The sequence below is a fragment of the Nocardioides sp. AN3 genome (genome assembly GCF_054653495.1).
Window position 1 is genome coordinate 24,971 of the sequence record NZ_BAAIGC010000017.1, and the last position, 25,741, is coordinate 50,711.

The window sequence follows — 25,741 nt, forward strand, 5'->3', positions numbered from 1 at the left end:
CCCGGGCCCGGGTCGAACGCTACCGCGTCCGGCCCGGGCCCGGGATCAGGCAGAGGGAGTGTTACTTGACCGTCGTCGGGACCACGATGGTGCCGTCGATGATCTTCTTCTTGTAGTCGTCGAGCTTGGACTTGATGTCGTCGACCTGGCCGCCGCTGGTGGCGTAGTCGACGCCGCCGACCTTGAGGTCGAACGTCTGCGTGCCGGTCAGCGGCTTCCCGTCCACGATCGACTTGATGAAGCTGTAGACCGCGACGTCGACGTGCTTGATCATCGAGGTCAGGATGACGGGCTGCAGGTCGGGCGAGGCCGTCTTGTACTGGTCGGAGTCGACGCCGATGGCGAGACCCTTGGCGGCCTTCGCGGCCTGGAAGACGCCGAGGCCCGAGCCGCCGGCCGCGTGGTAGACGACGTCCGCACCGGCGTCGAACTCACCGCCGGCCGCGGTCTTGCCCTTGCCCGGGTCGTTGAACCCGGTGAAGTCCGGCGGCTGGGTGAGGTAGGCCGACTCGATCTTGATCTTCGGGTTGACCGCCTTCGCGCCCGCGTCGTAGCCCGCCTCGAACTTGTTGATCAGCGGCGTGTTGACGCCGCCGATGAAGCCGATGTGACCCGTCTTGGACTTGAGCGCCGCCGCCGCGCCGACCAGGAAGGACCCCTGCTCCTCCGCGAAGACCAGGTTGGTGACGTTGGCGTCCTTGTTGGCACTGTCGTCGATGATCGCGAACTTCGTCTTGGGATACTGCTTCGCGATCTTGCCGACGGCCTGGGAGTAGACGAAGCCGACCGCGATCACCGGGTTGTAGCCGGCGTCGGCGAGCTGGATGAGCCGGTCCTCCTTGGCGGACTCGGCCTCGTCGGGCGTCGCCTCGGACTCCGAGGCCTTGATGCCGAACTCCGACTTCGCCCTGTCGAGGCCCGCAGCCGCCATGTCGTTGAACGACTGGTCGCCGCGGCCGCCGATGTCGTAGGCCATGCCGACCTGGACCTTCGACGTGCCCGAGGCCGAGCCGCTCGACTTGCTGCTCGAGCTGCTCCCGCTGTCACTGCCGCCACACGCGCTGAGCGCGACGGACAGGATGCCGGCAGTCAGCACTGCCGCGAACTTCGTGCTGCGTCGCAAGACGCCTCCTCTGAGATCCTCCTGGACGTCTCCGTGAGCCGGGGACGCATGGTCGAACCCTAGGGCGATTCCTCAGCGCTGCGAACGGCTGCAATCAAGTTGTTATCTAGTGGCGCGCGGGGGCCAGCAGGGCCTCTGCCGCCACCGCGGCGAGGACCTTGGCGCCGACTGCGACCGCTCGGTCGTCGACGCGCAGGTTCCCCTGGTGCAGGTCGTACGTCGGTCCGCCGGGCGTGCGCGTGCCGAGGCGGAACATGGCCCCGTGGACCCGGTCGAGATACCACCCGAAGTCCTCTCCCCCGAGGCTCTGGTGGGTGGCGACCTGGCCGCCGGGTCCGAGGACGTCGATCACCGCCCGCACGAGCAGCTGGTGGCACGCGTCGTCGTTGACGACCGGCGGCACGCCGCGCTGGTAGTCGACGACCGCCTCGACGGCGTAGGGACGGACGATGTCGGCGACCGCCGCGCGCAGGATCGGCTCGGCCTCGGACCACGACACGGCATCCAGGATGCGCAGCGTGCCGCTGAGCACGCCCTCCTGCGGGATCACGTTGGAGGCGGAACCGGCGCGGATCATGCCCCACACCACGCTCGCGCCGGCACGGGGGTCGAGCCGCCGCGAGAGGACCGCCGGCAGCTGCGTGGCCAGCGTGGCCAGGGCGAACGTCACGTCGGCGCTGCGGTGCGGACGGCTCGTGTGCCCCCCGGGCCCGCTGACGCGGACGGTGAGGTTGTCGGAGGCACTCGTGATGGGGCCGGCGCGCAGCCCCACCTGTCCGACGTCGACGGTCGGGTCGGCATGCAGCGCGAAGATGCGCTCGACACCGTCGAGCGCACCTTGGTTCATCATGTGCAGCGCGCCGCCCGGCATCTGCTCCTCCGCCGGCTGCAGCAGCAGCCGGACCCGGCCCACGAGCATGCCGTTGCGGTGCAGCTCGGTGATCGCCCGCGCGGCGCCGAGGAGGCAGGTGACGTGCAGGTCGTGGCCACACGCGTGCGCCACGCCGTCGACGGTGCTGGCCCAGGGGTCGGCGGTCTCGTCGCGGATGGGCAGCGCATCCATGTCGGCGCGCAGGGCGATGGTCCGCTCGGACTCCGGCCCGAGCTCGGCGACGAGGCCGGAGCGGGGCATCGGCGTGACCTCCCAGCCGAGCCGGTCGAGATGGTGAGCGCCGATCCGGGTCGTCCGCTGCTCCTCCCAGGAGCGCTCCGGATGCGCGTGCAGGTCCCGGCGCAGCAGCACCAGCTCATCGGCGTTGTCGTCGACGACCTGGGTGATCAGCGCAGCGGTGTCCATCTTGCTCAGGTTATCCGTCATAGGCCTGGAGGATGCGGTCGGCGGCGACCGTGGCCGGCAGCTCCCCCGACAGCACCTCGGCCTGGACCTCGTCCCGGATGGCGCGCACCGCAGCACTGTGCCGTAGGCGCTGCTCGAGCTCGTCGCGCACGAGCGCCCAGGCGAAGTCCAGCTGCTGGCCCGCTCGCTTGTCGTGCAGGCCGTCGGCGCCGAGGTGGTCGCGGTGACGCAGGACCTGGTCCCAGACCCCGTCCACCCCCACGTCGTGAAGGCCGCTCGCGGTGACGACCGGGGGAGCCCACTCGCCCTTGCCCCGCACGAGCCGCAGTGCGCCGGCCAGCTCCCGGGCCGCAGCGCGCGCCTCACCCTCACGATCGCCGTCGGCCTTGTTGACGGCGACCACGTCGGCGATCTCGAGGATGCCCTTCTTGATGCCCTGCAGCTGGTCGCCGGTGCGGGCGATGGTGAGGAACAGGAAGGTGTCGACCATGCCCGCCACGGTCACCTCGGACTGGCCGACGCCGACCGTCTCGACCAGCACGACGTCGTACCCGGCGGCCTCGAGCACCGCCATCGCCTGCACGGTCGCCCGAGCGACCCCACCCAGCGTGCCCGCGCTCGGGCTGGGCCGGATGTAGGCGTTCGGGTCCACGGCGAGGCGCGGCATCCGCGTCTTGTCGCCCAGCACGGAGCCGCCGGTGCGCACGCTCGACGGGTCGACCGCCAGCACGCCGACCCGGTGTCCTGCCGCCGTCAGCCGTGAGCCCAGAGCCTCGATGAACGTCGACTTGCCGACGCCGGGGACGCCGGAGATGCCGACGCGCACGGCGGGCGCCCGCTCGACCGCCGCCAGCGCCGTGAGCAGCTGGCGAGCCCGCTCGCGGTGCGCCGGCTTGGTCGACTCCACGAGCGTGATCGCCCGGCTGACCGACGCGCGCCGACCCGTGGCGATGCCGTCGAGGAGATCGGCTACGTCCATCTGATCTCCCGGTCCCGGCGCATGCTCGTCGAGGTATGCAGACGAGCCCTCACTCCCCGTGCGGAACTCCGCGAGGGAAGTGCGCACTCGGCTGCATACCTCGATGAACCGCCACGCGGCGCCGTCACCCGTCCAGCTGCTCCCGCAGCCGCCGGAGCAGGTCGAGCGCGGAGTCAGCGATGACCGTGCCGGGGAGGAACACCTCGGCGGCGCCCATCTCCTTCAGCGTCGGCACGTCGTCGGGCGGGATGACGCCGCCGATGACGATCATGATGTCCGGTCGACCCTGTTCGGCCAACGCCTGCTTCAGCGCGGGCAGGAGCGTCAGGTGCCCGGCCGCCAGGGAGGAGACGCCGACGATGTGCACGTCAGCGTCGACCGCCTGCTGGGCGACCTCCTCCGGGGTCGAGAACAGCGGGCCCACGTCCACGTCGAAGCCGAGGTCCGCGAACGCGGTGACGACGACCTTCTGACCGCGGTCGTGACCGTCCTGCCCCATCTTGGCGACCAGGATGCGCGGGCGCCGGCCCTCGGCCTCCTCGAAGTCGGCGGTGGCCTCGAGGACCTCCTGCACGGAGGCGTCGCCGGCGGAGGTGGCCTCATCCCTGTACACGCCGGAGATGGTACGGATGACCGCCTGGTGCCGGCCCCAGACCTTCTCGACCGCGTCGGAGATCTCCCCCACCGTCGCCTTCGCGCGTGCGGCGTCGACCGCCAGGTCGAGCAGGTTGCCCTGGCCGCTCTCGGCGGAGCGGGTGAGTGCGGCCAGCGCGCGCTCGACGTCCTCGGCGTTGCGCTCCGCGCGAAGCCGCTCCAGCTTGGCGACCTGCTGACGGTAGACCTCGTCGTTGTCGACCCGCAGCACGTCGAGCCGGTCCTCGGCCGCGGGGCGGAACGTGTTGACGCCGATCACCTTCTGCGCCCCGGAGTCGATCCGCGCCTGCGTGCGGGCGGCGGCCTCCTCGATGCGCATCTTCGGGATGCCCTGCTCGATGGCCTTCGCCATGCCGCCGGCCGCCTCGGCCTCGGCGATGTGCGCCCAGGCCCGCTCGGCGAGGTCGTGGGTGAGCCGCTCGACGTAGTAGGACCCGCCCCACGGGTCGATCGTGCCGGTGGTCCCGCTCTCCTGGGCCAGCAGGAGCTGGGTGTTGCGGGCGATGCGGGCCGAGAAGTCGGTCGGCAGGGCGATCGCCTCGTCCAGCGCGTTGGTGTGCAGCGACTGCGTGTGGCCCTGGGTGGCCGCCATCGCCTCGATGCACGTGCGCCCGACGTTGTTGAAGACGTCCTGCGCGGTCAGCGACCACCCACTCGTCTGGGAGTGGGTCCTCAGCGACAGCGACTTGGGGTTCTGAGGGTCGAACTGGCGCACCAGCCGGCTCCACAGCGCGCGGGCGGCGCGCATCTTGGCGACCTCCATGAAGAAGTTCATGCCGATCGCCCAGAAGAAGCTCAGCCGCGGGGCGAAGGCGTCGATGTCGAGACCCGCCGCCAGGCCGGCCCGGATGTACTCGACACCGTCGGCGAGCGTGTAGGCGAGCTCCAGGTCGGCGGTCGCCCCGGCCTCCTGCATGTGGTAGCCGGAGATAGAGATCGAGTTGAAGCGCGGCATCCGCTCGGCGGTGTAGCTGAAGATGTCGGAGATGATCCGCATCGACGCTGCCGGCGGGTAGATGTAGGTGTTGCGGACCATGAACTCCTTGAGGATGTCGTTCTGGATGGTCCCTGCCAGCTGCTCCGGCTTCACCCCCTGCTCCTCGGCCGCCGCGATGTAGAGCGCCATGACCGGCAGCACGGCGCCGTTCATCGTCATCGAGACCGACATCTCGTCCAGCGGGATGCCGTGGAAGAGCGTGCGGGTGTCGTAGATCGAGTCGATCGCGACGCCCGCCATGCCGACGTCGCCCCGCACCCGCGGGTGGTCGGAGTCGTAGCCGCGGTGCGTGGCCAGGTCGAAGGCGACGCTGAGCCCCTTCTGCCCCGCCGCGAGGTTGCGCCGGTAGAACGCGTTCGACTCCTCAGCGGTGGAGAAGCCGGCGTACTGCCGGATGGTCCACGGCTGGGTCGTGTACATCGTCGGGTAGGGCCCGCGCAGGAACGGGCTCAGGCCCGGGTACGTCGCCAGCGCGTCGAGCCCGTCGAGGTCATCGGCCGTGTAGAGCGGCTTGACCTCGATGCCCTCGGGGCTGTGCCAGGGCTCGGGGCGGAGTCCCCGGTTCACCGGGTACTCCGGAACTTCCCGGCCGCCATGGCCCCTGAGAAGTTCCGGACTTCCCTGGGTAGACCGCGACTCGCCCGCCAGCGGCAGGCCCGCGAATGTCTCCGGGATGCTCATGCGAGAGCCTCTCTCGTGCGATGCAGGAAGTCGAGCGCGTCGACGCCCATGGCAGCGGAGTCGTCGCAGCTCGGCCAGTCTCCCGGCCCGGCCGGCTTGCCGGCGATGATCACGTGCCGAGCCCCGGCCTCGCGCAGCGCGGTGGCCGCCTCGGCACCCCACTGCTCGTAGACCGAGTCGGCGCCGGCGAGGCAGACGACGCTCTGGCCGCCGTACGCCGCGAGGAGCTCGTCGACGTCCGCCGTCGCCCCCGCGACGTCGACCGCGATGCCGCCGGCGGCGAGCAGGTTGCTCGCGAACGTCGCCCGCGCGGTGTGCTGGGCGACCGGACCCAGGGTGGCGAGGAAGACCCGCTGCGGTGGCGGGTCGTCGCGCAGCGCCTCGAAGCTCGCGCCGTAGCGCCGTACGGCGTCGCTCAGCGGGTCGGCCTGACGCTCGGGCAGGACCTCCGTGAGGTCCGGGAACTCGCTCAGCCCGGTGATCGGGCGCTTGCGACGGGCGATCTCGGCCTCGCGGCGCTCCACGATGGTCTCGATGCGCCCGCGGAAGGTGTCGAACCCGGAGGTCTCGATCTCCCCCAGCTCGGCCCAGCCGGCCGCGGCCAGGTCGTCGGTGAGCCGCTCGACGGCGTAGGCACCGCCCGCCGGGTCGGTGACCTTCGCGACGTGGCTCTCGTCGATGAGCAGGTGGTTGACGTTGCGGGCGATGCGGCGCCCGAAGGCCTCCGGCCGGCCGTTCGCGCTGTCGAACGGCAGCACCGTGACCGCGTCGGCGCCGCCGACGCCGGCGGCGAAGGCGGCGACCGTGACGCGGAGCATGTTCACGTAGGGGTCGTACTTGCTCAGCATCGGCCGGCTCGTGACCGCATGCAGGCGCATCGGTGCGTCGGCGCCGCTCAGCTCGAGCACCCGTGCCCAGAGGCGTCGCGCCGCGCGCAGCTTGGCGATGGACGCGAACTGGTCGTCGGTCGCGGCGAAGCGGAACTCGATCAGACGCGCCGCGTCGGAGACGCCGAAGCCGGCAGCGGCGAGCGCACGGAGGTACGCCGCGCCGACGGCGAGCGCGTAGCCGAGCTCCTGCCCGTCGCTCGCACCGAGATCGTGGGCCGCCGTCGCGTCGACGACGACACCCAGGACGCCGGACGCCTCGGCCAGCCTGGCGACCGCGACCAGGTCGTCGGCCCAGTCGTCCTCGGCTCGCAGTCCGCGGTGGACCGCGCCGATCGGGTCGACGCCGAGGTTGGTGGCGGGGTGCGGTGCCTCGTCCCGGCCGGCGATGACGGCGAGCAGACCCCGCGCGGCCTGCACGGGGGCGGTCGGAGCGTCGAGGACCACAGGAGCCAGGTCGAGCAGCACGCCGTCGAGCAGGGCTGCGAGGTCGGCCTCGGCGTCGGCGTGGACCCACAGGCTGGTCACGCCGCCGTCGAGGTCCGCCAGCGCAGCCTCGTTGGCCGCCTTCACGTCCGGGTCTGCGACGAGCGCGCGCACGTCCCACGCGCCGAGGCGCGTCGGCCGGCCTGCCGTGCTGAGCCCGTCGAGGTCCGCCGGGGTGCCCAGGGGGGTGACGGAGATGCCGTCGAGCGTCGTGCGCGCCAGCTTCTCCCAGACACGGGAGTCGGCGTCGTCGTCGCCGAGACGGCGGGACTTGCGCAGCACCGCCGCCGCGGCGGCCTCCCACGCAGCCGAACCGTGGTCGTCCTCGGGCTGCGCCAGCTGCAGATGGGCAGCCGTGGGCATCGAGTCGTCGGTCATGTCGCGCACCTTAGGAGCGGGCAGTGGCACTCGCCACAGAGTGTGAGGTTTCCAACCAGTGCCCGTTGCACACCAGGCTAGCCACGGATGGCACCGCCCCTCAGCCCTCGATCGCGAAGTCCGGCAGACGAACCTCCTTCTCCGCGCTGGGCGCGCCGTCGAAGCTCGCCTCGCTCGCGGCGACCTCCATCGCGAGGGTGTAGCCCTGCGCCGTGAGGGAGGCGCGCACCTGGGCCTTGCCCGTCTCGATGTCAGGAGAGCCCACCGGCCTGCCGTAGACGGCGTCGGCCGGCACCCCGGACTGCCTCAGGACGGACTCGACGTCACCGAGCCCGCTGGTGGCGGAGCGGCCCGTCACATAGAAGACCGCGTAGCCCAGCTCGTGCGCGACCCGCGCGAACCGCACCGACCGCGCGACCAGCGTGTGCAGTCCACCGAAGTGCGTGGCCAGCATCACGTCGTCGACCCCCAGCACCACCGCCAGCCGTTGGCCGGGGCGCCGCGTCGCCATCCGACGGCGCAGCCACTCCTCCGCGCGGCGACCGCGGTCGGCATGGTCGTAGATCCGGTCGACCGCGCGGAGCCAGGCGGCCTCGCTGGCCGGCGCGACAGGCATGAGCTCGTTCGCGACCTGCCGTGCCGAGTCGTCCGCGTCGTGCGAGACGTGCGAGACGTGCATCGCCGGCGTGGTCGTGCAGGCCGTGAGGGTCGCGACCACGGCGAGCGTCGTGGCCGCGACCGCGGCACGCAGGCCCCTCGACGTCCCCGGCATCGCCGGCTGCCGGGACCTCGTCGGCCTCGTCTGCGGGGCTGTCGGCTGGCTCTCCCTCACGTCGATCCACGGTAGGCCGACGACCATGAAGCAAACCTGAACGCCCCTCACTCACGGCGCGACGGGGGGGCGTCCATGGGGGACGTTCACGCGACCGACACCTGGACGCAGCGGCGACGCCATCTCCTGGGCCCATCGTGTGCGCATGAGGATCGCCCTCGTCACCGAGCACTGGTTCTCGCGCTACCCCGCCTCGGACGGCACGACGACGACCGTCAAGGCCGTCGTCGACAGGCTCGTCGACCTCGGCCACGAGGTGCGGCTGATCGCACCCGGCCCCGGGCTCACGCGCTACCGCAGCTCGCGGGTGGTCCGCATCAGTCCGCTGGCCAAGCCGGGCACGCAGGTGCGCGACGCGCTCGCCGAGTTCGACCCCGACCTCGTGCACGTCACCGACCCCGGCCGCATCGGTCGGCGCGCGCTCAAGCAGGCAGAGCGGATGGAGCTGCGCACGCTCGTCATCCAGCAGGCACCGGTGCCGCGGGCGACCCAGGACCTCTGGGTCTCACGGGTCGCCGAACGCGCCGACGACCTGGTGGTGACGGCGGGGTGGGTGCAGCGGGCGCTCGGTGCGATCGGCGTCCGCGCCTCGCTGTGGCGGCCCGGCGTCGACGGGCAGGCGTTCACGCCGGCGCTGCGCGACCCGTGGCTGCACCGGAAGTGGAGCCACGAGGGTCGCGTGGTCGTCGGGTACGCCGGCGCGCTCGCCCGCCGCCACGACGTCCGCGACCTGGCGCAGCTCTCCGGGGTCGCGGGGATCCGTGTCGTCCTGATCGGCGACGGCGGCCAACGCGGCTGGCTCGCCGACCGGCTGCCCGGAGCCAGGTTGCTCGGCCCGCTCGGCACCGGCGACCTCGCGATCGCGCTGGCCAGTCTCGACGTCGTCGTGCACCCCGGCCGGTCGCAGACGTGCTGTCATGCGTTGCGCGAGGCCGGCGCTGCCGGCGTACCCGTGGTGGCGCCCCGCGACGGCGCCGCACCCGAGCTGGTGCGCAACCTGGAGACGGGGCTCCTCTACGAGCCGGAGGCGCCGACGCGGCTGGCGGAGGCCGTCGCCTCCCTCGCCGCCGACCCGCGACGCCGCTATCTGGGTGCACGTGCGCGCGAGCTGGCCCTCGAGCGGGACTGGACGACGGCGGTGGACGAGCTGGTCAGCCGCCATTACCAGGGGGTGCCCCGAAGCCTGAGGTGACCGGCGAGTAACAAGGCATATCTCACACGGCCCCACGTGCGACACCGCCTGTTCCCGCGCGTATCGTGCTGCGTCGTGGCAACCACCGACCTCGTCAAAGGAGTGCGCACGACGCGCTCGACGATCGCACTGAAGCTGCTCATGGCCTCCAGCGGCATCGTCTTCATCCTGTTCGTACTCGTTCATATGTACGGCAACCTCAAGGCCTTCGCGGGCCACGACGCCTACAACGAGTACGCCGAGCACATCCGCACCATCGGCACGCCGATGCTGCCCTACGCCGGCGCCCTCTGGGTGCTCCGCGTCGTGCTGATCGTCTCGCTCGTCGCTCACGTCTGGAGCGCCGCAGCGCTCTGGCGGCGGGCCAACAACGCCCGCCCGGTCGGCTACCAGGTCAAGCGCAACCTCGCCTCGTCGCTCTCCTCGCGGACGATGCGCTGGGGCGGCCTCACGATCCTGATCTTCCTCATCTGGCACCTGATCAACTTCACGATCGGCAAGGTCAACGTCTCAGGTGGCGCCACGAACGACCCCTACAACCTGCTGGTCGACACGTTCGACACCTGGTGGATGACGGTGATCTACCTCATCGCCATGGTCGCGCTCGGGTTCCACCTGCACCACGGCACCTTCAGCGCCAGCCAGACGCTCGGCCTCACCAACACCGTCGCCTCCCGCACCCGCGCCCGCATCCTCGGCTGGGTCGTCGCGATCGTGATCGCGGGAGGCTTCTCCCTGGTGCCCCTGTTCGTCCTGTTCGGCGTCATCGAGAAGTAAGGCTCACGAGACATGGCTGACGCTACCCACTACCTCGCCGGCCTCACGGCGACCAACGAACCCTCGGTCCAGACCTCCGACGACGCGGAGGGCTTCTACGTCCTCGGCGACAAGCTGGTCGACGAGAAGACGCCCACCGGCCCGATCGCGGAGCGCTGGACGACCCGCAAGTTCGAGAACCGCCTGGTCAACCCGGCCAACCGTCGCAAGCTGTCGGTGATCATCGTCGGCACCGGCCTGGCCGGCGGCGCCGCCGCGGCCACGCTCGGCGAGGCCGGCTACAACGTGAAGTCCTTCTGCTACCAGGACTCACCGCGCCGCGCCCACTCGATCGCCGCCCAGGGCGGCATCAACGCGGCGAAGAACTACAAGGAGGACGGCGACTCGACCTACCGCCTCTTCTACGACACCGTGAAGGGCGGCGACTACCGCTCGCGGGAGTCGAACGTCTACCGCCTCGCCGAGGTCAGCGCGAACATCATCGACCAGTGTGTCGCTCAGGGCGTCCCGTTCGCCCGTGAGTACGGCGGCCTCCTCGACAACCGCTCCTTCGGCGGCGTGCAGGTCTCCCGCACGTTCTACGCCCGCGGCCAGACGGGCCAGCAGCTGCTGCTCGGCGCCTACCAGGCCATGGAGCGGCAGGTCGCCGCCGGCACAGTGGAGCAGTTCACCCGGCACGAGATGCTCGACGTCATCGTCGCCGACGGCCGCGCCCGCGGCATCATCGCGCGCAACATGGTCACGGGCGAGATCGAGACGCACCTGGCCGACGCCGTCGTGCTCGCGACCGGCGGCTACGGCAACGTCTACTTCCTCTCCACCAACGCGATGGGGTCCAACGTCACCGCCGCGTGGCGTGCGCACCGCAAGGGCGCCTACATGGCCAACCCCTGCTACACGCAGATCCACCCGACCTGCATCCCGGTGACCGGCGCGCACCAGTCGAAGCTGACCCTCATGTCGGAGTCGCTGCGCAACGACGGCCGCGTCTGGGTGCCGAAGAACGCGGCGGACTGCGAGAAGGACCCGCGCGACATCCCCGAGGCCGACCGCGACTACTTCCTGGAGCGGATCTACCCGTCGTTCGGCAACCTGGTGCCCCGCGACATCGCCTCGCGAGCCGCGAAGTACATGTGTGACGAGGGCCGCGGAGTCGGGCCCCAGATCGAGGAGACCGGCCCCGACGGCGAGAAGAGGCTGGTGCGCCGCGGCGTGTACCTCGACCTGACCGACGCCATCCGCCGGATGGGCAAGGAGAAGGTCGAGGAGAAGTACGACAACCTCCTCGACATGTACGAGCGGATCACGGGCGAGAACCCGTACGAGGTGCCGATGCGCATCTACCCCGCCGTGCACTACGTCATGGGCGGCCTGTGGGTCGACTACGAGCTGCAGACCAACATCACCGGTCTGTTCTGCGCCGGCGAGGCCAACTTCTCCGACCACGGCGCCAACCGCCTCGGCGCCTCCGCGCTGATGCAGGGGCTCTCGGACGGCTACTTCGTGCTGCCGAACACCATCCGGGAGTACCTCGCCGACGGGCCGTTCGCGCCCATCGACGAGTCCCACCCCGCCGTGGTCGAGGCCCAGCAGGCCGTGCAGGAGCGGATCACCCGCTTCCTGACGATCAACGGCCGCCGGTCCGTCGACTCCTTCCACAAGCAGCTCGGCCAGATCATGTGGGAGTACTGCGGCATGGAGCGGACCAAGGAGGGCCTCATCAAGGCCATCGGCCTGATCCGCGACCTGAAGAAGGAGTTCTGGGCCAACGTCAAGGTCCTGGGCTCCGCCGACTCGCTCAACCAGGACCTCGAGAAGGCCGGCCGCGTGGCCGACTTCATCGAGCTCGGCGAGCTGATGTGCATCGACGCGCTCAACCGGCGCGAGTCCTGCGGCGGCCACTTCCGTGCGGAGTCGCAGACCGAGGACGGCGAGGCGCTGCGCCACGACGAGGAGTTCGCCTACGTGGCGGCCTGGGAGTTCGGCGGCGAGGACGGTGCACCGGTCCTGCACAAGGAGGACCTGATCTACACGGCGATCGAGATGAAGCAGAGGTCGTACAAGTAATGAAGCTCACCCTCAAGATCTGGCGGCAGGCCAGCGCGTCGGCCGACGGGGCGATGCACACCTACGAGCTCGACGGCGTCTCCTCCGACATGTCGTTCCTCGAGATGCTCGACCTGCTCAACGAGCAGCTCGTCACCTCGGGCGAGGAGCCGGTCGCGTTCGACTCCGACTGCCGCGAGGGCATCTGCGGCATGTGCTCCCTGATGATCAACGGTCAGGCGCACGGCCCGGAGGTCACGACGACCTGCCAGCTGCACATGCGCTCGTTCACCGACGGCGAGACGATCACCATCGAGCCGTGGCGTGCCTCGTCCTTCCCGGTCGTCAAGGACCTCGTGGTGGATCGCTCCGCGTTCGACCGGATCATCCAGAACGGCGGCTACATCTCCGCCAACACCGGCTCAGCGCCCGAGGCCAACTCGGTGCCGGCGCCGCGCGACAAGGCGATGCGGGCCTTCAACGTGGCCACCTGCATCGGCTGCGGCGCATGTGTAGCGGCCTGCCCGAACGGCTCCGCGTCCCTGTTCCTCGGGGCGAAGATCACCCACCTCGGCGAGCTGCCCCAGGGCCAGCCGGAGCGCTACTCGCGTGTCGCGTCCATGGTCGCCCAGCACGACCACGAGGGCTTCGGCGGCTGCACCAACATCGGCGAGTGCGCCGCGGCGTGCCCCAAGGAGATCCCGCTCGACGTGATCTCGCAGCTCAACAAGGACCTGCGGACCGCTCTCAAGAGCGGCTACTGACCATGCGGTGAACGGTCGCAGATGACCGCGGGGCGGGCTCAGAGTTCTCAACTCTGCGCCCGCCCCGCGGTCATCTGCGACCGTTCACCGCCGGTTGGCCCTCAAGGCCTTCAGACCGATCAGGCCGAGCACCGCGCCGATGATCAGGTCGACGATGATGAGGATCGTGTGCGCCACCCAGTAGCCGGTCGGGTGGTCCTCACCTCGTGAGTGCGCCGCGGAGAGGTTCTTCGCGAACGTGATCCAGATGAAGAAGTTCCAGATCGCGACACCGATCAGCAGCCATGCGTGCTTCCTCGTGAACCTCACTTGCGTCCCACCTTCTTGAGCAGTCCCAGGGCACCCACCATGGTCGCAGCGCCTGCCAGGAAGGGCCCCACCGGGACGGTACGCCGGCCGGCCGGCGAGGCGTGCGCCACACCGTGGCCGTCGACCAGCGCGAGGGACGGCGTCCGTGGACCCTGCACCGGTGGCGCCGTCGCGGTCCTCGCCCGTTCCGCACGGGCCGCCGGCGACGTGTGTGCCCAGGAGGCGGCATAGAGGACCACCTTGGCGAAGTAGTTGATCCAGACCAGCAGGATCAGGGCAGAGCCGAACGCCGTGAACGCCGGGCTGCCCTGCACGAAGTGCAACAGGACGAACGAGATCGCCTTGAGCACCTCGAACGCGGCCCCACCCAGGACGGCCGCCGCCCACAGCGACCGGTCCGGCACGTGCGGCCGACCGACGAGGCGGAACAGCAGGAAGAACAGCACCGTGTCGATCGCCCAGCTGATCACCCGCGTGAGCGCATCGAGCGCCCAGGCGGTCCCTCCGCCGAGGCCCAGGTAGTCGACGAGGTCGGAGGAGAAGCCCGTGATGGCGCTCGCGACGATCACGCTGAGGAACAGCGTCGACCCGATGGCGACGAGGGCGAGGAGGTCGCGCAGGTTCGCCGTGAGGAATCCCGGACGGTCCGCAGGCGGGATGCCGAACACGACCTGGAGCGAGCGTCTCGTCGCCCGCAGCCAGCCGAGGCCGGCGTACAGCACGCCGATCAGGCCGAGCAGACCTGCGAGACCTGTGAAGCGCTGCACGTCCTCCACGGAGATCTGCCCCTCCCCCGGGCCCACCAGCCCGGGGAGGACCTGGTTGATGGCGCTGGTCAGCGCCTCCTGGGCGTTGTCGTAGATGCGTGCCAGCCAGCTCACGGCGAAAACGGCCAGCGCCAGGATCGGGAAGACCGAGAGGAAGCCGAAGTAGGTCACCGCCCCGGCCTGCTGACCGGCCTCGACCGTGTCGTAGTGCTCCTGCGTGCGCACCGCGTGGTCGACCACGGGCCACCGGGCGCGCAGCGCGTCGAGCCGCTGCTGGGGTCCCGTCATGGCGGGACCCTACCCCGCCAGCAATCGCTCAGGGGTCCGGCCAGACCCCGGCCAGACGCCGGCCAGACGCCGGCCAGAGACCCGAGCCAGAGACTCAGATCAGCGCCGCGCCCTCGAGCGCAGGGCGAAGTCGCGGGTCGGCCGCCAGCCGTCCTGCTCGTCGTGGACATAGAGGTGGAAGTCGTCGACCTCGAAGGTGCACTCGAACTCGGCGAGCTCGGTGAAGGCGCGGTCGAGGGACTCGTCGTCCAGGTCGTGCGCCACTGTCACGTGGGGGTGGTAGGGGAAGGACAGGTCGACCTCGAGCGGTCCGCGCCGGACAGCGGAGGCGAGCTGCTCGCACGAGGAGATGCCCTCCACGACCGCCACGAACACCACCGGCGAGACCGGTCGGAACGTGCCGGTGCCACGGAGGTGGACCGAGAAGGCGTCCACGGTGGTCGCGACCGACTCCAGGTGGTCCTCGATCCGGCCGACCATCTCAGGCGAGACCGCGGTCGGCGGCACCAGCGTGATGTGCGTGGGGATCATCGTCGCGGTCTCGTCGCCCAGCCGCGTCCGGTAGTCCTGCAGCTCACTGGCCCAGGGCTCCGGAATGGCGACGGCTACACCGATGGTCCGCACGCTGGAGGACATTACCGCGGGTGGCTAGCGGGCCGGCGGCACGAAGCCGACCCGCTCGTAGACGTCGGCGAGCGTGCGCGACGCGACCTCGCGGGCCTGGGCCGCACCCTTCTCGAGCACCGACATCAGATGGGTCTGGTCCTCCAGCAGCTCCGACGTCGCGGTCCGGAAGGGCGTCACGAAGTCGACGACGACCTCGGCCAGGTCCTTCTTCAGGTCGCCGTAGCCGCGGCCGGCGTACTCGTCCTCGAGCTTGTCGATCCCGGCGCCGGTGAGCGCCGAGTAGATGCGCAGGAGGTTGGAGACGCCCGGCTTCTCCGCCTCGTCGAAGCGGACCTCGGAGCCGGAGTCGGTGACCGCGCTGCGGATCTTCTTCGCACTCACCTGGGGGTCGTCGAGCATCTCGATGATGCCGCCGGGGCTGGACGCGGACTTCGACATCTTGCTGGTCGGGTCCTGGAGGTCGTAGATCTTCGCCGTCTCCTTGAGGATGTAGGGCTCGGGGAGGCGGAAGGTCTTCTTGTAGCGGCTGTTGAACCGCTGGGCGAGGTCGCGGGTCAGCTCGAGGTGCTGGCGCTGGTCCTCGCCGACGGGGACGTACGCCGGCCGGTAGAGCAGGATGTCCGCCGCCATCAGCATCGGGTAGGCGAAGAGGCCGACGCTCGAGGCGCCCTCGCCGCCCTTGGCCGACTTGTCCTTGAACTGCGTCATCCGCCGGGCCTCCCCGAAGCCGGTCAGGCACTCCAGCACCCAGGCGAGCTGGGCGTGCTCGGGCAGGTGCGACTGGATGAAGATCGCGCTCCGGTCCGGGTCGACGCCCGCGGCGAGCAGCTGCGCGGCGGCGACCAGGGTCCGCCGCCGCAGCACCTTGGGGTCCTGCTCGACCGTGATCGCATGCTGGTCGGCGATGAAGAAGAACGGCTCGTAGTCGGCCTGCAGGGCCTCCCACTGACGCACCGCACCGAGGTAGTTGCCGAGGTGGTAGCTGTCGGCGGTCGGCTGGATGCCGGAGAGCACCCGGGGCCGGACCTCAGAAGTGGTGTCGGGCATGAGAGCCATTGTCACCGATGGACCGGCCCTCGCCCCAACCGGCCCTCACCTCGAGCGGGCGTCACCTGGCAGGGTGGCGGGGTGACCTTCCCCGGCGAGATCCCGACCCTGACCGACGGCTCCGTGGTGCTGCGGGCGCACCGGCCGAGCGATGCCCTACGGTGCGTCGAGCAGTCGGTGGACGCCGAGTCGGTGAGGTGGACGACGGTGCCCACGCCGTACTCGCTGGAGGACGCCCACGAGTTCATCGGCTCGCGGGCGCGGGCGTGGCTCGACGACAGCGAGTGGGCGCTGGCCGTGGAGGTCGACGGGCGCTTCGGGGGGACGGTCTCCCTGCGCAACCGGGGGCCGCGGCGCGCCGAGGTCGCCTACGGCGCCCACCCCGACGTGCGCGGGACGGGCGCGATGGAGCGGGCCGTCCGGATGCTGCTCGGCTGGGGGTTCGCCGCCCGCGACCTGCACACGGTGATCTGGCTGGCCAACGAGGGCAACTGGGCCTCGCGCCGCCTGGCGTGGAAGGTGGGGTTCTCCTACGACGGCTGCGTGCGGGCCTGGCTCGAGCACCGGGGCGAGCTCACCGACGCCTGGGTCGGCACCTTGCTCGCCGGCGAGCCCCTTCAGCCGCGCGAGGAGTGGTCCGCGGCCTCGGCGCGCTGAGACCTGGTCAGTCGAAGACGCCGACGGCGTCGCGCCGGTGGAGGCGGGCGCTGACCAGCAGGATGGCCAGGCCGAGCACGCCCAGGCCGGCCCCGACGACGGCCGTCGAGCGGTAGCCGTAGCCCCACGCGATCGCCAGACCGCCGAGGTAGGCGCCGAGGGCGTTCGCGACGTTGAGCGCGGCGTGGTTCATCGCGGCGCCGAGCGTCACCGAGTCCCCGGAGACGTCCATCAGCCGGATCTGCATGTTGACCGCCACGACCGAGCCCGTCGTGGTGACGAGGAAGACCGCCGGCAGCAGCAGCCACCCGTGCGGTGCGACGAGCCACAGCACGAGCAGGGCGGCGACCGAGGAGATCGTGCCGATCAGCAGGCTCTTGAAGACCGACCAGCGGGCCAGCTCCCCGGCGAGCATCGTGCCGACGACCATGCCGAGCCCGAGGGCCAGCACGAAGATCGGGACCGTGTCCGCGGAGAGGCCGGCCACGTCGGGGGCGATCTTGCCGATGTAGGAGTAGATCGCGAACAGCCCGCCGAAGCCGATCGCACCGGCGACCATCGTCAGCCACACCTGCTTGTTGGTGAAGAAGCCGCGTGCCTCCGAGCGACCGGTGGCCGCCGGGTTGCCGGGTGAGCGCGGGACGGCTGCGGCGACGAGGGCGACGGTCAGCACCGCGAGCGCCGAGGCGGCGAGGTAGGTCGCCCTCCAGCCGGCGTGCTGACCGAGCCACGTCGCGGCGGGAACGCCGAGGACGTTGGCGACCGAGAGGCCGAGCATCACGCTGGCCACCGCGCGGCCGCGCCGGGCGGGCGGCACCAGCCCCGCCGCGACGAGTGAGGCGACGCCGAAGTAGGCCCCGTGCGGGAGGCCGGCGAGGAAGCGCGCCACCATCAGGACGGGGTAGCTGGGAGCCAGCGCGGAGAGGATGTTGAAGGCGGCATACGTGCCCATGAACGCGAGCAGGAGCCCCTTGCGCGGCAGGTGGGCCACGAAGAGGGAGAGGATCGGCACGCCGACCACCACACCGAGCGCGTACGCCGAGATGACGTGTCCCGCGGTCGGCACCGAGATGTCGAGGCCGTCGGCGATCTGGGGCAGCACCCCCATGGTGACGAACTCGGTGGTGCCGATCGCAAAGCCGCCGACGGCCAGCGCCAGGATGGCGAGCACGGCATGCTGGGAGGCATACGGGGAGGTCCGCTCGGCCGGGGCGAGCTCGGTGGTGGCGGTCATCCGTCGCTTTCGGTCGATCCGAGGGGACGGTGCGAGCAACCACCTGCGCGCCACCGGTATTCCCGCCGACGGGCCGCCGACCGGACGTCGGAAGGGAGGTGTGTGGCAGATGAGGCTCAGCGATGCCGACGCACGTACACTTCGCGAGCCGATCGATCATGGGGGTGAGCGGCGCGTGCGTGAGACCGGGCGGCGACCGTCGTGGCTGTGGTGGGTCCCGTTCATCGTCGTCGGGCTGATCGCGGTGAACGCGCTGGCGGGTCGGCTCGTGCCCGGTGTCATCCCGCGGTCCGAGCAGCAGGGCGCGGCCGAGACCGCACTGAGGCCGGCGTACCTCCTCTCCCCCGCCGTCCTGCTCCTCGTGGGTGTGGTCGCGCTCGCCGGCTGGCTGTTCGTCTCCGCCCGGATCGCGGCCCTCCTCGGTCGACTGCCGTCTCGCACCCGCCTGGCTCTCGTCGGGTTCGCAGGTCTGCTGTACGTCGCCCTCGAGCTGCGTCTCGCCTACGCGACGGCGCGGCTGCCGGCCTCCGACCCCGGGGCCCTCTTCGCGGCGGCCCGCGACCAGGTGCTCGGCGTGAACGGTGGGCAGTTCTTCGTCAGGTACTTCTCGATCTACCCCAACAACGGGTTGCTGGCGGACGTCTACTACGCCATCTTGTCGACGGTCCATGCGGCCGGAGGCGGCGACCACCAGTACGCGATCGCCCTCCCGCTGGTGAACGCGATCGTGCTGACGGTCCCCGCCGTGCTGACCGTCGTCCTGGTCCGCCGCGAGCTCGGAGCCACCGCCGCCGTGTTCTGCTCCGGTCTCGTCGTCGTGTTCCTCTTCTTCTCCCCCTGGCTGCACATCCTCTACTCCGATACCGCCGGCATGGCCTTCCCGATCGCGCTGCTGACGCTGGCGTCGTTCGCCCGGACCGCAGGCCGTCGGGGGCGCATCGCCCTGTGGGCGGCCATCGGGCTGGTGGGCGCGGTGGGCATGGCCGTGAAGCCGACCGTGGTGTTCGCGCTCGTCGCCGTCGTGGCCGTTCCGCTCCTGCTGCGCCCGCGCCAGGGTCGCCGGCACGTCACGGCGCTTGCTGCGGCTGCGGTCGCGTTCCTGGCGGTGCACACGCTGCTGCCCCACGCCGTCGACCATGGCGGCGTGACCCCGGTGGAGCAGGCCGACCCCGCACAGAAGTTCCCGATCACTCACTTCCTCGCCATGGGCACCACCGGCGTCGGGGCCTACAACGCCGCCGACGTCGGGCGCATGGAGAACACGCCGCCCGACCAGCGCTTCGCGCTCGGCCTGCGGCTGTGGCGGCAGCGCGTCTCGGAGCTGGGGCCCGCCGGATACGCGCATCTCCTCGACTCCAAGCTGGTGTGGACCGTCGGATACGGGACCTTCGGGCAGTGGGGTGAGGGGCACATGACCAAGCCGCCGCTCAACAGCGACGGGATCAGCCGCTTCGCACGCTCCTTCTACGACGGTGACGGCTCCCGCCACGGCATCGCCCTCGACATGTGGGACGCGATCTGGCTCGCCGGTCTGCTGCTCGTGTGCGTGCCGCTCATCCTGCGCCGGGGCTGGCTGGAGCGGGTCGACCTCTTCGGGCCCATCGCACTGTCGATCATCATGCTCGTGGCCTTCCACATGCTGTTCGAGACGCGGGCCCGCTACCTTTACCTCTACGTGCCGGTCCTCCTGGTCCTCATGACCGGAGGAGCGTGCCAGCTGCGCGCGGCCGTGAGTGCGGCCTGGACCACGAGACGCGCACCCGGGAGCCTCGTCGGGAAGGACCAACCAGCGTGACGGACCTCGCCCCACCGCTGCTCGCTGTCGTCGTCCCCTGCTACAACGAGGAGGAGGTGCTGCCCAGCACCGCACAGGTGCTCGCCGACAAGCTCGCCTTCCTCGTCGACGGCGGCCAGGTCGACGGACGCAGCCGCGTCGTCTTCGTCGACGACGGGTCCACCGACGCCACCTGGGAGGTCATCGAGAAGCTCCACGCCGCGAACCCTCATCTCGGCGGCATCAAGCTCTCCCGCAACCGGGGCCACCAGAACGCTCTCCTCGCCGGCTTGATGACCCTGCGCGACCGAGTGGACGTGACGATCACGCTCGACGCCGACCTGCAGGACGACGTCCACGCCATCGATCGGATGCTGGCGGCCCACCGCGAGGGTGCCGAGATCGTGTACGGCGTCCGCGACGACCGCTCCAGCGACACCGCGTTCAAGCGGCGCACGGCCCACGGCTTCTACGCGCTGATGACGCAGCTCGGTGCGCACACGGTCGAGCACCACGCCGACTACCGGCTGATGAGCAGCCGCGCCCTTCGGGAGCTGGCCGGCTTCGAGGAGGTCAACCTCTTCCTCCGCGGGCTCGTCCCGCTGCTCGGCTTCCGCACGGCGACGGTGCACTACGAGCGCTCGAGCCGGCTCGCCGGCCAGTCGAAGTATCCCCTGCGCAAGATGCTCGGCTTCGCCATCGACGGCATCACCTCCTTCAGCACGCGGCCCCTGCGCGCGGTCGGCGTGCTCGGCGCCGCCGTGTCGACGATCGCGCTGCTCGTGATGGTCTACGCGATCCTCGCCAAGGTGACCGGTCACGCCGTCGCCGGCTGGACGTTCACCGTCGTCTCGGTCTGGTTCATCGGCGGTGTGCAGATGCTTGCGCTAGGCGTCGTCGGGGAGTACGTCGGCAAGATCTACTCCGAGACCAAGCGGCGGCCGCGGTTCATCGTCGAGCACGAGATCTGACTCCGCGAGCGGACGGAGATGCCCGCACCTCCCACCCGCGAGCAGACGCAGATGCCCGCGCCTTCCGCGGTGACCAGACGCAGATGCCCGCACCTCCCCCGGCGAGCGGACGCAGATGGCCGCATCCGACGCTGCCACCGGACGCAGATGCCCGCGCCTTCCGCGGTGACCAGACGCGGGCGCCCTTCCTCGATGCTCAGGCGGCGCCCGCGTGCGTCGGCCAAGGGAGACGACTCGCCCAACGCGCTGGGCGAAGCGGCGGGGCGGCCGTACGACGCTGCGCAACCGGCGTAGCGCAGAGCGACTGAAAGGACGCTGCCACCTCGTGAATCTCTTCACAATGTGGCAGCGCCCCTTCAGCGGCCCGCGCACCATCGACCGCTCGCACCCGTCATACGGCCATCTGCGACTGCTCGCCGGCGATCGGCGGGCCACCTCCCGCGACCATCTGCGACCGTTCGCAGGGGATCGGCCCACCATGTGCGGACAACTCAACCGACCATCTGCGACCGCTCGCCGAGCATCAGGCGACCATCTGCGACCGCTCGCCGAGCATCAGGCGACCATCTGCGACCGCTCGCCGAGCATCAGGCGACCATCTGCGCCCACTCACGGCGGATCAACCGACCATCTGCGCCCGCTCGGGGGATCAGCCGGCGAGGTGTCCCCACTCCTCAGCCAGGTCGCTCCATGGCCCGGAGGCGGCGACCTCACCGTCGACGAGGACGACGACCCGGTCCGCCTGCGCGAGGGCGGCGCGCTTCGACGTCGCACCGATGACGGTCGCTCGCCGGTGCCGGAGCGCTCGCCACAGCTCGATCTCGGTCGCGGCGTCCAACGCGCTGGAGACGTCATCGGCGAGCAACAGCTCGGCGTCGGTCGCCAGCGCTCGGGCCAGCGCCAGACGCTGGACCTGACCACCGGACAGCCGCACGCCACGGTGTCCGACGAGCGCCTCCTTGCCGCCGGCCTCGACGATGTCGGGCTCGAGACGCGCGTCGGCGACGGGGCCGTCGAACGAGCGCTGGTGACCGAGTCGCACGTTGTCGGCGAACGTGCCGGAGAGCACCCGCGGGACCTGCGCGACGTGGGCGACCTGACCGGGACGGAGGAAGACCTCGGCATCGTCGACGACGCGGTCGTTCCACCGGATGGTGCCACGGTGATCGATGAGGCCCGCCAGCGCCGAGAGCAGACTCGACTTGCCCGCACCGACCTGGCCGACGAGCAGCACGAGCTCGCCCGCCGCGACGTCGAGATCGACGCCGGAGGCGCCGATGGTGCCGTCCTCGTGGATCGCCGAGAAGCCTGTCAGCTCGAGGGTCCGCAGCGGCACCCGCTCGACGACGAGCGGCTCAGGCGCCGACCCGGAGACCAGGTCGACGCCGGGTGGCAGGTCCATCAGGTCGACACCGCCAGCGAACCTACTCGTCTCCTTCTGCCACGCCCTCGTGCCGGGCGCCTCGGTGACGACCATCCCCGCCACGCGGCCGAACCAGTCGAATCCGGCCACCGCGTTGGCGACGAGCAGCGCTGTGGCGAGCGGCCAGCCGCCCCAGACGTAGACGGCCCAGGCGGTCACGACGCCGCACTGCACCATCACGATCGGCACACCGTCGAGCACCGCCTGGACGCGGTGCTCCTTGACGGCAGCCGAGACGCGCCCGGCGTCGACCCTGCGGAGGTGGGCGTGCACCTGCGGCGTCGCAGCCGCCAGCTTCACGGTGCGAGCGGACTCCAGCGCCGAGACCAGGGCCCGTCCGAACCGGGCTCGCGCCGCGGAGGAGGCCGCTGCCGAGCGACCGGCGATGGGACGCCCCAAGCTGGAGGCGAGCGCGGAGCTGACCATGACCGCGAGGAGGACAGCGCCCGCCAGCCACGTGCCGCCGATCAGTGCGGTGACGCCGGCGATCAGCAGTCCGTTGACGAAGTCGACCCAGCGGTCGGCGTACCGTGCGTACCGGTCCGCGTCCATCGACCGGGCGACCACCTCGCCCGCCGGCGTGCGCACGAGCCGGTGCTGTTGGGTCTGCCCGAACAGCACCGCCATGCGAGCGCGGAGCATGACCTCGACCCACCAGCGCGGGTAGCGCCAGAAGGCATCGGCCAGCATGAGGGGCGCCGCGATGAGGCTGACAACGAGGGCGAGCATAAGCCAGCGGGGCGACCCGCCCTGCTCGAGCGACTCGACGACGTGGCCCCAGATGAGGCCGGTGAAGGCGCCCTGAGCGCCGCTCAACGAGGCCAGGAGGAACAGCACCGCGCCAGCCACGCCCCACTCGGGCCGCAGCAGCAGCGCGTGAGCGATGCCGCGGGCCAGAGACGGTCCGGCACCGACGTCGGGCGGCGTGGGTGCCGGGCCCGACCTCCGCCGACCGCCGACCCCGGCCACGTCGTCGAGGCTCGGGTGAGCGGCCGGCGACACGTCGACCGCCAGCTCCTGGCGGTCCCGGCTCGCCTCGAGCAGGTCCCGGAAGGGTCCGGGGACGGCAGCGAGCTCGATGCGCGGTCCCTGCTGGACGACTCGACCGTGGTCGAGCACGGCGACCAGCGGTGCACGCTCGATCGTCGTCAGCCGGTGGGCGATCAGCACACCCGTGCGCCCTGCGAGCAACCGGTCGGCGGCCGCGACGACACGCCGCTCGGTGAGCGGATCCATCCGGGCGGTGGCCTCGTCCAGGATGACGATGCGCACGTCTCGGACCAACAGACGCGCGAAGGCGACCAGCTGCTCCTCCCCCGCCGACAGCGAGGTGCCGCCGGGGCCGAGCAGGGTGTCGAGGCCGTCCGGCAGGCCGGCGACCCATCCGGCGAGCCCGAGCGTGGCGACGGCCGACTCGATGGCGTCGCGGGGCAGGTCGTCGTCGAAGAGGGCGATGTTCTCGGCGAGGGTGCCGGCGAGGATCTCGGTGCGCTGGGTGACGACCCCGACCGCCGCACGCAGCCGCTGCAGGTCGAGCTCCCGCACGTCGACGCCACCGACGAAGACGGCGCCGCGGGGCGGCTCGACCGCTCGCGAGACCAGCGAGGCCAGGGTCGACTTGCCCGAGCCGGTCCGCCCCACGAGGGCCATCGTCTGCCCCGCGGGGACCGTCAGGTCGACGCCCTGCAGGGCGAACGGGCCTTCGGCGTAGGAGAAGTCGAGGTCGCGAACGGCGATCCCCACGGCCGAGCCGGGAGGCACCGCCCGGCCGCCCTCCGGCTCCGGCTCGACGGCGAGCATCTGGCGCAGCCGGATGACCGCGCCCAGCCCGGCCTGGAGGTCCGGGAGGTGGTTGGCGAGCATCGCGATCTGGCCGACGAAGGTCGAGGTGACGAGGAACAGGGTCACCAGCCGCGCGACCGAGAGCTGGTCGTCCATGGCGAGGGCGACACCGGCGAGCCCGACCCCGGCCAGCAATGCGTGGAGGAGCACACCGGCGCGCCTGGCCACCTTGGCCTCGATGTCGACGACGGCACGGAACCTCGCGTGCACGGTGGCCGACAGGGCGGCGACCCGGCCGACGACGTGTGCTTGACCGAGGCTGGTCCGCAGGTCGTCGCGCCCGGCGATCCCCTCCTCGAGCACGGCGGCGTGGTCGGTCCACGCCATCTCCTCGACGACCTTGCGCCTGGCGATCTCCTGGAGCAGCCGACGGATCGCGAGCCACGTCACCGCGCCGAGGACGGGGAACAGGACGAAGGCGGGCCACCAGGTGACCCCCGCGACGATCCACATGGGGAGCGTCGCGAACAGGGCGCGGAAGAGCATCCACAGCTGCCAGCGCATCAGGTTGCCGACCTCGTGCGAGTCGTCGTCGACCCGGTCGAGGATCTCGCCGACCGCCTGCTCGTTGAGTGCCGCGAGCGGCTGGCGCATCGCCGCGCGGAGGACGTCCTCGCGAAGCCTGCCCTCGACGCGGTCCGAGACGCCGACCCACGTCACCTTGCCGGCCGTGTCCACAACCGCAGCGCCGATCGCACAGAGCGCAAGCAGCGCGACGAGGTGACGGCTCGGGTCCTCGGCGAGCCGACCGGCGACCACCGTGCCCAGCGTCGCGCTCACGGCCGCCACAGCGGCTGCCGTGAGCGCGGCGACCGTCACCGGTCCCCGCAGGCGGCGCCAGTCGACCCGCCGGGACGGGTCATCCGGCAGCGCCGCCGGCGCGGTCCGGTCGGTCGAGGAGGACGGGGTGAGGGTGTCGGTCATCAAGGACCGACGCTACGTGTCCGGACCGACAGTTCTCTCCTGGTTTTCCACCTCCGCCGACGCTCAGCGGCGGCGGCCCAGACGCTTCAACGCCTCCCGCCGGCTGAGGCCGCTGAGCGGATGGTCCTCGACGTAGGCGCGCACCCAGTCGGGGTCGACCGACGAGGCCTCCCGCAGCGCCCAGCCGATGGCCTTCCGGATGAAGAACGAGGTGTCGGCGCGGTTGGGCTCGACGACCTCGGCCAGGAGATCGACGTCGATGCGGCCGCGCCGCCCGAGCTGGCTCAGGATGGCAAGCCGACGCACCCACAGGAAGTCGTCACGCGACCAGGCTCGCACGATGGCAGCCGTCCCCACTGGATGGGCGTCGTGCAGGTCGGCCACCCGATGGGCGGCCTCGTCGACGTAGTCCCACCACGCCCCCGTCCGCGCGACGCGCTCGAGAAAGGGCACGAGCGACCAGTCCCCGCGCAGCGGCGGCAGCGCCAGCAGCGCGAGGGCGGCGTACCGCTCCTCGCGATGCTCGGCCTCCTCCCAGAGGCGCTCGGCCGCGCCCAACAGCATCTCGGGCCGCTTCTCGGCCCGCTCGGCCACCTCGCGACGAACAAGTCGGCGCACCTCGGGCACGCGCACACCGAGGAAGGGCATCGTCGACTTCATGTACGCCTGCTGACCCGGCGCCCGAGACGGGTCAGCCGCGGCCCGCAGCGTGCTGCGGACCGCGGCCACCAGGTCGTCGGCGTCGGCGTCGGCGTCGGCGCTCATGAAACCACGGTCTCGATACG

The 25,741-nt window shown here is 71.2% G+C and carries 20 protein-coding genes; 7 read left to right on the forward strand and 13 right to left on the reverse strand.

The window, feature by feature from the left end:
• Positions 1-61: 61 nt before the first annotated feature.
• The 6 genes from ACYQ1K_RS17870 to ACYQ1K_RS17895 all read right to left on the reverse strand — a co-directional run bounded on the left by ACYQ1K_RS17870 (position 62) and on the right by ACYQ1K_RS17895 (position 8,314).
• Positions 62-1,123, reverse strand: coding sequence for a BMP family lipoprotein (locus tag ACYQ1K_RS17870; protein ID WP_459984533.1), 1,062 nt, complete (start codon positions 1,121-1,123; stop codon positions 62-64).
• A gap of 106 nt (positions 1,124-1,229) precedes the next feature.
• A complete protein-coding gene (locus ACYQ1K_RS17875) occupies positions 1,230-2,441 on the reverse strand; it encodes an amidohydrolase (RefSeq protein WP_459984536.1) in 1,212 nt (403 codons plus the stop codon).
• Positions 2,431-3,399: a methylmalonyl Co-A mutase-associated GTPase MeaB gene (meaB, locus tag ACYQ1K_RS17880; protein ID WP_459984539.1), complete on the reverse strand. Its 969-nt coding sequence runs from the start codon at positions 3,397-3,399 to the stop codon at positions 2,431-2,433. Before meaB ends, ACYQ1K_RS17875 begins: the two co-directional genes overlap by 11 nt.
• Before the next feature lie 124 nt (positions 3,400-3,523).
• On the reverse strand, positions 3,524-5,731 hold the full coding sequence (gene scpA / locus ACYQ1K_RS17885; RefSeq protein ID WP_459984542.1) for a methylmalonyl-CoA mutase: 2,208 nt from the start codon (positions 5,729-5,731) through the stop codon (positions 3,524-3,526).
• The gene (locus ACYQ1K_RS17890; RefSeq protein ID WP_459984545.1) at positions 5,728-7,482 is read right to left on the reverse strand and encodes a methylmalonyl-CoA mutase family protein; all 1,755 of its coding nucleotides are present in this window, start codon (positions 7,480-7,482) and stop codon (positions 5,728-5,730) included. The genes scpA and ACYQ1K_RS17890 overlap by 4 nt, the downstream gene beginning before the upstream one ends.
• Positions 7,483-7,582: 100 nt before the next feature.
• The gene (locus tag ACYQ1K_RS17895; RefSeq protein ID WP_459984547.1) at positions 7,583-8,314 is read right to left on the reverse strand and encodes an HAD family hydrolase; all 732 of its coding nucleotides are present in this window, start codon (positions 8,312-8,314) and stop codon (positions 7,583-7,585) included.
• A 145-nt stretch (positions 8,315-8,459) separates the two neighbouring features.
• On the opposite strand from ACYQ1K_RS17895, the gene ACYQ1K_RS17900 reads away from it, so the two are divergent.
• The 4 genes from ACYQ1K_RS17900 to ACYQ1K_RS17915 all read left to right on the forward strand — a co-directional run bounded on the left by ACYQ1K_RS17900 (position 8,460) and on the right by ACYQ1K_RS17915 (position 13,093).
• Entirely contained in the window at positions 8,460-9,506 is a 1,047-nt protein-coding gene (locus tag ACYQ1K_RS17900; protein ID WP_459984549.1) for a glycosyltransferase, read from the forward strand.
• 75 nt (positions 9,507-9,581) lie between these two features.
• On the forward strand, positions 9,582-10,283 hold the full coding sequence (locus ACYQ1K_RS17905) for a succinate dehydrogenase cytochrome b subunit (RefSeq protein ID WP_459984551.1): 702 nt from the start codon (positions 9,582-9,584) through the stop codon (positions 10,281-10,283).
• 12 nt (positions 10,284-10,295) lie between these two features.
• The gene (locus tag ACYQ1K_RS17910; RefSeq protein WP_459984552.1) at positions 10,296-12,350 is read left to right on the forward strand and encodes a fumarate reductase/succinate dehydrogenase flavoprotein subunit; all 2,055 of its coding nucleotides are present in this window, start codon (positions 10,296-10,298) and stop codon (positions 12,348-12,350) included.
• On the forward strand, positions 12,350-13,093 hold the full coding sequence (locus ACYQ1K_RS17915) for a succinate dehydrogenase/fumarate reductase iron-sulfur subunit (protein ID WP_459984554.1): 744 nt from the start codon (positions 12,350-12,352) through the stop codon (positions 13,091-13,093). The genes ACYQ1K_RS17910 and ACYQ1K_RS17915 overlap by 1 nt, the downstream gene beginning before the upstream one ends.
• A gap of 84 nt (positions 13,094-13,177) precedes the next feature.
• On the opposite strand, the gene ACYQ1K_RS17920 is transcribed toward ACYQ1K_RS17915, so the two are convergent.
• The 4 genes from ACYQ1K_RS17920 to trpS all read right to left on the reverse strand — a co-directional run bounded on the left by ACYQ1K_RS17920 (position 13,178) and on the right by trpS (position 16,131).
• Positions 13,178-13,402: an SCO4848 family membrane protein gene (locus ACYQ1K_RS17920; RefSeq protein WP_459984556.1), complete on the reverse strand. Its 225-nt coding sequence runs from the start codon at positions 13,400-13,402 to the stop codon at positions 13,178-13,180.
• Entirely contained in the window at positions 13,399-14,457 is a 1,059-nt protein-coding gene (locus ACYQ1K_RS17925; RefSeq protein ID WP_459984558.1) for a YihY/virulence factor BrkB family protein, read from the reverse strand. Before ACYQ1K_RS17925 ends, ACYQ1K_RS17920 begins: the two co-directional genes overlap by 4 nt.
• 99 nt (positions 14,458-14,556) lie before the next feature.
• Complete coding sequence (locus tag ACYQ1K_RS17930; protein WP_459984560.1) at positions 14,557-15,081, reverse strand: 2'-5' RNA ligase family protein; 525 nt, start codon at positions 15,079-15,081, stop codon at positions 14,557-14,559.
• Between the two features lie 24 nt (positions 15,082-15,105).
• Positions 15,106-16,131, reverse strand: a complete 1,026-nt coding sequence (gene trpS / locus ACYQ1K_RS17935) for a tryptophan--tRNA ligase (RefSeq protein WP_459984562.1) — start codon at positions 16,129-16,131, stop codon at positions 15,106-15,108.
• 81 nt (positions 16,132-16,212) lie between these two features.
• Here trpS and ACYQ1K_RS17940 point away from each other — a divergent pair, with 81 nt between their 5' ends.
• Complete coding sequence (locus ACYQ1K_RS17940; RefSeq protein ID WP_459984564.1) at positions 16,213-16,788, forward strand: GNAT family N-acetyltransferase; 576 nt, start codon at positions 16,213-16,215, stop codon at positions 16,786-16,788.
• Between the two features lie 7 nt (positions 16,789-16,795).
• On the opposite strand, the gene ACYQ1K_RS17945 is transcribed toward ACYQ1K_RS17940, so the two are convergent.
• Positions 16,796-18,022 carry an MFS transporter gene (locus ACYQ1K_RS17945; protein ID WP_459984567.1) on the reverse strand — a complete coding sequence of 409 codons (1,227 nt, stop codon included), beginning with the start codon at positions 18,020-18,022 and terminating at the stop codon, positions 16,796-16,798.
• Between the two features lie 175 nt (positions 18,023-18,197).
• Here ACYQ1K_RS17945 and ACYQ1K_RS17950 point away from each other — a divergent pair, with 175 nt between their 5' ends.
• A complete protein-coding gene (locus tag ACYQ1K_RS17950; protein ID WP_459984569.1) occupies positions 18,198-19,817 on the forward strand; it encodes a glycosyltransferase family 39 protein in 1,620 nt (539 codons plus the stop codon).
• On the forward strand, positions 19,814-20,767 hold the full coding sequence (locus ACYQ1K_RS17955) for a glycosyltransferase family 2 protein (RefSeq protein ID WP_459984572.1): 954 nt from the start codon (positions 19,814-19,816) through the stop codon (positions 20,765-20,767). The genes ACYQ1K_RS17950 and ACYQ1K_RS17955 overlap by 4 nt, the downstream gene beginning before the upstream one ends.
• 649 nt (positions 20,768-21,416) lie before the next feature.
• Here the strand turns inward: ACYQ1K_RS17955 and ACYQ1K_RS17960 are convergent.
• Both ACYQ1K_RS17960 and ACYQ1K_RS17965 read right to left on the reverse strand, forming a co-directional pair.
• A complete protein-coding gene (locus ACYQ1K_RS17960; protein ID WP_459984575.1) occupies positions 21,417-24,956 on the reverse strand; it encodes an ATP-binding cassette domain-containing protein in 3,540 nt (1,179 codons plus the stop codon).
• Positions 24,957-25,019: 63 nt separating this feature from the next.
• On the reverse strand, positions 25,020-25,721 hold the full coding sequence (locus tag ACYQ1K_RS17965) for a DNA alkylation repair protein (RefSeq protein ID WP_459984577.1): 702 nt from the start codon (positions 25,719-25,721) through the stop codon (positions 25,020-25,022).
• Positions 25,722-25,741 lie beyond the last annotated feature (20 nt).

Coding starts and splice junctions, on each gene's coding strand:
- ACYQ1K_RS17915 (WP_459984554.1), top strand. CDS start 12,350: ATGAAGCTCACCCTCAAGATCTGGCGGCAGGCCAGCGCGTCGGCCGAC.
- trpS (WP_459984562.1), bottom strand. CDS start 16,131: ATGCCCGACACCACTTCTGAGGTCCGGCCCCGGGTGCTCTCCGGCATC.
- ACYQ1K_RS17960 (WP_459984575.1), bottom strand. CDS start 24,956: ATGACCGACACCCTCACCCCGTCCTCCTCGACCGACCGGACCGCGCCG.
- scpA (WP_459984542.1), bottom strand. CDS start 5,731: ATGAGCATCCCGGAGACATTCGCGGGCCTGCCGCTGGCGGGCGAGTCG.
- ACYQ1K_RS17945 (WP_459984567.1), bottom strand. CDS start 18,022: ATGACCGCCACCACCGAGCTCGCCCCGGCCGAGCGGACCTCCCCGTAT.
- ACYQ1K_RS17890 (WP_459984545.1), bottom strand. CDS start 7,482: ATGACCGACGACTCGATGCCCACGGCTGCCCATCTGCAGCTGGCGCAG.
- ACYQ1K_RS17900 (WP_459984549.1), top strand. CDS start 8,460: ATGAGGATCGCCCTCGTCACCGAGCACTGGTTCTCGCGCTACCCCGCC.
- ACYQ1K_RS17875 (WP_459984536.1), bottom strand. CDS start 2,441: ATGACGGATAACCTGAGCAAGATGGACACCGCTGCGCTGATCACCCAG.
- ACYQ1K_RS17965 (WP_459984577.1), bottom strand. CDS start 25,721: ATGAGCGCCGACGCCGACGCCGACGCCGACGACCTGGTGGCCGCGGTC.
- meaB (WP_459984539.1), bottom strand. CDS start 3,399: ATGGACGTAGCCGATCTCCTCGACGGCATCGCCACGGGTCGGCGCGCG.
- ACYQ1K_RS17925 (WP_459984558.1), bottom strand. CDS start 14,457: ATGACGGGACCCCAGCAGCGGCTCGACGCGCTGCGCGCCCGGTGGCCC.
- ACYQ1K_RS17910 (WP_459984552.1), top strand. CDS start 10,296: ATGGCTGACGCTACCCACTACCTCGCCGGCCTCACGGCGACCAACGAA.